Raw genomic sequence first — 4,678 nt, 5'->3', positions numbered from 1 at the left:
GGCGCGAGCTACAAGCTGATGATCAAGCCCTGGGCCATGGTGCAGGTCGACGGCGTCGACCACGGCGCCAGCCCGCCGCTCAAGCGGCTGACCCTGGCGCCGGGCCAGCACACGATCCGCATCGTCAACCCGAATTTCCCCGAGCACACCGTGATCGTGAACGCCGTCAAGGGTGCGACCGCCGTGATCGAAATGGATTTTACTGAAGAGGAGGTGGAGTGAACCCGCGCATCGCGACCCATGGCTTGCGTGCCTGCCTGCTCGGCGCCGTGCTGCTGCTCGGCGGCTGCGCCGAACTGAATTCGCAGCTCAATTCCATGATGGGCAAGAACGAGCCGCCGCGCCCCAGGGCGCGCGTGGACGACCGTTCCCATCCCAAGGCCGAGCGCCTGGAACGCGCCGAGCGCCCCGCGCCGCGCCCGGAACGCCCGGCGCCGGATCGCGGTGAGATCGCCCTGCGCGAAGGCATCGCCCTGTACCACGACGGCGACTTCAACGGCGCGATCAGGCGGCTGACCTCGAACGACATGAACGGCGGCTCGGTACGCAACCGCGTCAGCGCGCTCAAGTACACCGCGTTCAGCTACTGCGTGACCAAGCGACCGACCCCATGCCGCCAGGCCTTCGAGCGGGCGCTGCGGCTGGACGCCACCTTCGACCTGAGCCCCGGCGAACAGGGCCACCCGCTGTGGGGGCCGCAGTTCGCCAAGGCCAGGCAGAACGTGCGCTGATCAAAGCTTCACATTGATGGTGGCGGGGTAGACCGGCGCGCGCCGGCGTTTGGAGGCCTGCTCGTAGGCATAGGCCATTCCGATCAGCGCCGCTTCGCTCCACGCCCCGCCCACGAAGGAGATGCCCACCGGCAGGCCGCGCGTAAAGCCGGCCGGCACCGTGATGTGGGGGTAGCCGGCCACCGCGGCCGGGCTCGAGAAGCTGCCGCCGTAGTGGTCGCCGTTGACGTAGTCGGTGAGCCAGGCCGGTCCGCCGGTAGGCGCCACCAGGGCGTCGAGCTTGTGCTCCCTCATCACCTGGTCGATGCCTTCGTCGCGCGAGTAGCGCAGGTCGTTGGCGAGGGCCTCGCGGTACTCGCGCGCATCCAGGCCCGGCTTGGCCTGGGCCGCGACCAGGTGTTCCTGTTTGAAGTACGGCATCTCGCGCGCGGCATGCTTTTCGTTGAACGCGATGACGTCCGCCATGTTCTTGACCGGCGCGTGCGGCGCGTAGTTCTTCAGCCAGGCTTCCAGGCCGGGCGCGAATTCGTACAGCAGCACCTGCAGTTCGCTCTCGTTGTACTTGTCGGCGTTGGGCAGCTTGACGTCGACCAGGGTCGCGCCCTGCGCCGCCAGAACCGCGAGCTCCTTCTCGATGATCGCGTCGACCGCGTCGTTGCTGCCGAAGAAGTTGCGGACCACGCCGATGCGCTTGCCCTTCAGGCCATCGAGGCGCAGCGCCGCCGCATAGTCGGCCAGGTGCTGCCGGCTGTCGGCGGTCGCCCGGTCGTCGGCGTCCGGTCCGGCCATGGCGGCCAGCATCAGGGCCGCGTCCGCCACGCTGCGCGTCATCGGGCCGGCCGTGTCCTGCGAATGGGCGATCGGAATGATGCCGCTGCGGCTGAGCAGGCCCAGGGTCGGCTTGATGCCGACGATGCCGCAGGACGACGAGGGCGAGACGATCGAGCCGTCGGTCTCGGTGCCGACGGTCAGCGTGGCCAGGCTGGCTGCCGCGGCGGCGCCCGAGCCCGAGCTCGAGCCGCTGGTATTGCGGTCGAGCGCGTAGGGATTCTTGGTCTGCCCGCCGCGCCCGCTCCAGCCGCTGACCGACTTGGTCGAGCGCATATTGGCCCATTCGGACAGGTTGGTCTTGCCGACGATGACGGCGCCGGCCTTGCGCAGCAGCGTGACGATATGGGCATCCTTGACCGCGCGCACGCCGTCCAGGGCGAGCGAGCCGGCGCTGGTGCTCATGCGGTCGGCGGTGGCGATATTGTCCTTCAGCAGGACCGGGATGCCGTGCAGCGGGCCGCGCACTTTTCCGGCGGCGCGCTCGCGGTCCATGTCGGCCGCGATCCTGAGCGCGTCCGGATTGGTTTCGATGACCGCGTTCAGGCGCGGGCCGGCCTTGTCGATGGCATCGATGCGCGCCAGGTACTGCTGCACCAGGGAGCTGGAGGTGAGCTTGCCGGCTGCCATCTGGGCCTGCTGTTCGCGTACGCCGGCATCCAGGATGCCGGCGGCAGCCGCGCCCGCCACTTTGGGCGCGGCCTGGGCTTGTGCCGCCGCCGCGGTGGCGCCCGCCGCCATGCCTGCGCTGACGCCGAGCCGAACGAAATCCCTGCGCTTCATACCTGCCTCCGTGTCGAATAATGCACCAGCATAGCAGTAAAAGTTACTCATGTGACACGTTACAAACGATGACTTCGCGCCGCGCACGGGCGAAAAAAAACGCTGCCGAAGCAGCGTTTTCTCTGGTCGCGTTCGCAGCTTAGTTGCGGACGACTTTCTTGTACTCGTTGGTACGGGTGTCGATTTCGATGACGTCGTCGGTGCTGACGAACAGCGGCACCATCACGGTGTGCTGCTTGGCTTCGATGGCGTTCTCGATCTTGGCTTCCTTCAGGACGTTGCCCGAGGTGTTGCCCTTGACGGCCGGCTCCGAGTACACGACCAGGCGTGCGATGGTGGTCGGCAGTTCGACCGAGATCGCCTTGCCGTCGTAGAACACGGCTTCGCATTCCATACCGTCTTTCAGGTAATTGATGGCGTCGCCCATGTTTTCTTCTTCGATTTCGTACTGGTTGTACTCTTCGTCCATGAAGACGTACAGCGGGTCGGCGAAGTACGAGTAGGTCACCGGCTTCTTGTCCAGCACGACGACGTCGAACTTGTCGTCGCCGCGGAACACGTTTTCCAGCGGAGCGTTGGTCAGAAGATTCTTCATCTTCCACTTGTAGGTGAAGCCCGTGCGGCTCGAACCGTTCACGTCGGAACGCAGCACGATGAATGGCTTGTCTTCGACCATAATGATGTTGCCAACACGGATTTCTTTAGCGAATTTCATAGTAATTTTACGTAAAAAGTAAGTTGCATTAAATCAGCGGTGGCCATGAGCGAAGAAAGCTGTTGAAGCCTACGTTTGATCCTGTGTATTTCGTTACGGAGTAACCGCGCATTATACCGGATTTTGCGCAGCCAGCCTCAGTTCACGGGCGAATTCGAGCAGCTTCGTCGTCAAATCGCCATGGGCCAGCACCTCCTGGCGCCAGGCTTCGGCCCGGATCGCAATACGCGGAAGTTCGGCTTGCAGATCGCGCCACGCCGCAGGCATCGAAGCGATGTCGAGTGCGCCATTCCATCCCAGCGAAAACCGCGCGAGCGCCGGCAGTTCGCCCGCGTACCGGCCGAGGAAGGCGCGCAATTTTTGATGGTGCAGGTTTTCGTCCTGCGGATAGATGTGCCAGACGAAAGGCCGCCCCGCCCACTGGGCGCGCACGAAGGAATCCTCGCCGCGCACGATATTCAGGTCGCAGGCCCACAGCAGCCGGTCGTAGTCGGGCTGGGGCACGAAGGGCAGCACGCGCACCGTGAGCGCGCCGCGCGTGGCGCTGTCGCCGGCGCCAGGTGAGGCGCAGCCCATGAAAGCGCCGACGGCTTGCGCGGCGACCCCTTCGGGCACCAGGCAGGTCACCGGCCCGGAGCCTTCCGACCAGGCCTGCAGCAGTTCGCCGACCGGCGCGTGCGGATAGCAGAACAGCGATACCTTGAGCGAGTCCATCTCGGCCGCGCCGACGCCGAAGCCGGCCAGGAAGCCGGCCATCGCGGCGCGGTCGGCCTGGAAGGCCAGGCGCTGCTCGTCCAGGCCGGCCTCATGCAGCAGGCCGCCGGTCCTGGGCGTGAATCCAGGGAAGAAGAAGTGCTTGGTCAGCTTCAGGCGCGGGTGCATGGACGGCAGGCGGTGGCAGCCCTCCACCCACTCTTCCGCGCTCAGGCCTTCCAGGTTGAACCAGACCGGGCGCGGCATGCGCTGCGCCATGGCCGCGACATAGGCCGGCGGAATGTCGACCGCGAAGAACTCGATCACGATGTCGGCGACCTCTTCCGGCGCGAAACTGCCCTCCTGGTCGCGCCAGTGGCGCACCAAGACGCCCTGCACGGTCTGCGCGTCGGCAAGTACGTCGACTTCCGGGCAGATCCGGCGGAAACTGGCGAGATCGTCGACCCACAAGCTGACGTGCACGCCATGCTCGCGCCACAGTTGGCGCGCCAGGCGCCAGCAGATGCCGATGTCGCCGTAATTGTCGACGACCTTGCAGAACAGTGCGAGGGTAAGGGATGGATTCGATGACATGTCGATACGCGAAAAGCGACGGACAAAAAGAAAAACCGGAGCACCTCTCCGCGCATGCGCGTTGGTCTACTCCGGTCTTATACTGGCGTCCCCACGGGGATTCGAACCCCGGTACTCACCGTGAAAGGGTGATGTCCTAGGCCTCTAGACGATGGGGACCTTGAACTGTACTTACTGCTGTTTACTACGGATTGCACCGCACCGCGGCGCCAACCCTGCTGCCAAATTCTTGGCGTCCCCACGGGGATTCGAACCCCGGTACTCACCGTGAAAGGGTGATGTCCTAGGCCTCTAGACGATGGGGACCCGGACTGCCAGAACTGTTGTTTTTCCT

General features: G+C 65.1%; 5 protein-coding genes and 2 tRNA genes. 2 read left to right on the top strand and 5 right to left on the bottom strand.

Translation table 11 applies throughout. The features are described from left to right. Together ACK4S9_RS23075 and ACK4S9_RS23070 are read left to right on the top strand one after the other, a co-directional pair. Positions 1-222 (top strand): PEGA domain-containing protein (locus ACK4S9_RS23075; RefSeq protein ID WP_409730259.1); only part of this gene is annotated, 222 nt, incomplete at its 5' end. After that, a complete protein-coding gene (locus ACK4S9_RS23070) occupies positions 219-731 on the top strand; it encodes a TssQ family T6SS-associated lipoprotein (RefSeq protein ID WP_409730257.1) in 513 nt (170 codons plus the stop codon). The genes ACK4S9_RS23075 and ACK4S9_RS23070, both read left to right, overlap by 4 nt. Here the strand turns inward: ACK4S9_RS23070 and ACK4S9_RS23065 are convergent, their stop codons facing one another. From ACK4S9_RS23065 to ACK4S9_RS23045, 5 genes are all read right to left on the bottom strand, one after another. Continuing rightward, positions 732-2,342, bottom strand: coding sequence for an amidase (locus tag ACK4S9_RS23065; RefSeq protein WP_409730256.1), 1,611 nt, complete (start codon positions 2,340-2,342; stop codon positions 732-734). 139 nt (positions 2,343-2,481) lie between these two features. Further along, a complete protein-coding gene (locus tag ACK4S9_RS23060; RefSeq protein ID WP_027863741.1) occupies positions 2,482-3,057 on the bottom strand; it encodes an elongation factor P in 576 nt (191 codons plus the stop codon). A gap of 111 nt (positions 3,058-3,168) precedes the next feature. Next, entirely contained in the window at positions 3,169-4,344 is a 1,176-nt protein-coding gene (earP, locus tag ACK4S9_RS23055; RefSeq protein ID WP_409730253.1) for an elongation factor P maturation arginine rhamnosyltransferase EarP, read from the bottom strand. A gap of 83 nt (positions 4,345-4,427) precedes the next feature. Further along, positions 4,428-4,503, bottom strand: a tRNA-Glu gene (locus ACK4S9_RS23050). A 71-nt stretch (positions 4,504-4,574) separates the two neighbouring features. Beyond that, positions 4,575-4,650: transfer RNA gene (locus tag ACK4S9_RS23045), tRNA-Glu, on the bottom strand. Positions 4,651-4,678: the final 28 nt, after the last annotated feature.

It is taken from the genome of Massilia sp., from assembly GCF_046293535.1.
In the GTDB taxonomy this organism is placed as follows: Bacteria; Pseudomonadota; Gammaproteobacteria; order Burkholderiales; family Burkholderiaceae_D; genus Telluria.
The sequence above is the reverse complement of the archived record's forward strand: the minus strand, read 5'-3'. Positions and strand labels throughout refer to the sequence as shown.

What these genes read in the sequence shown, in the direction of transcription:
- earP (WP_409730253.1), bottom strand. Translation starts at nt 4,344, where the DNA reads ATGTCATCGAATCCATCCCTTACCCTCGCACTGTTCTGCAAGGTCGTC.
- ACK4S9_RS23060 (WP_027863741.1), bottom strand. Translation starts at nt 3,057, where the DNA reads ATGAAATTCGCTAAAGAAATCCGTGTTGGCAACATCATTATGGTCGAA.
- ACK4S9_RS23065 (WP_409730256.1), bottom strand. Translation starts at nt 2,342, where the DNA reads ATGAAGCGCAGGGATTTCGTTCGGCTCGGCGTCAGCGCAGGCATGGCG.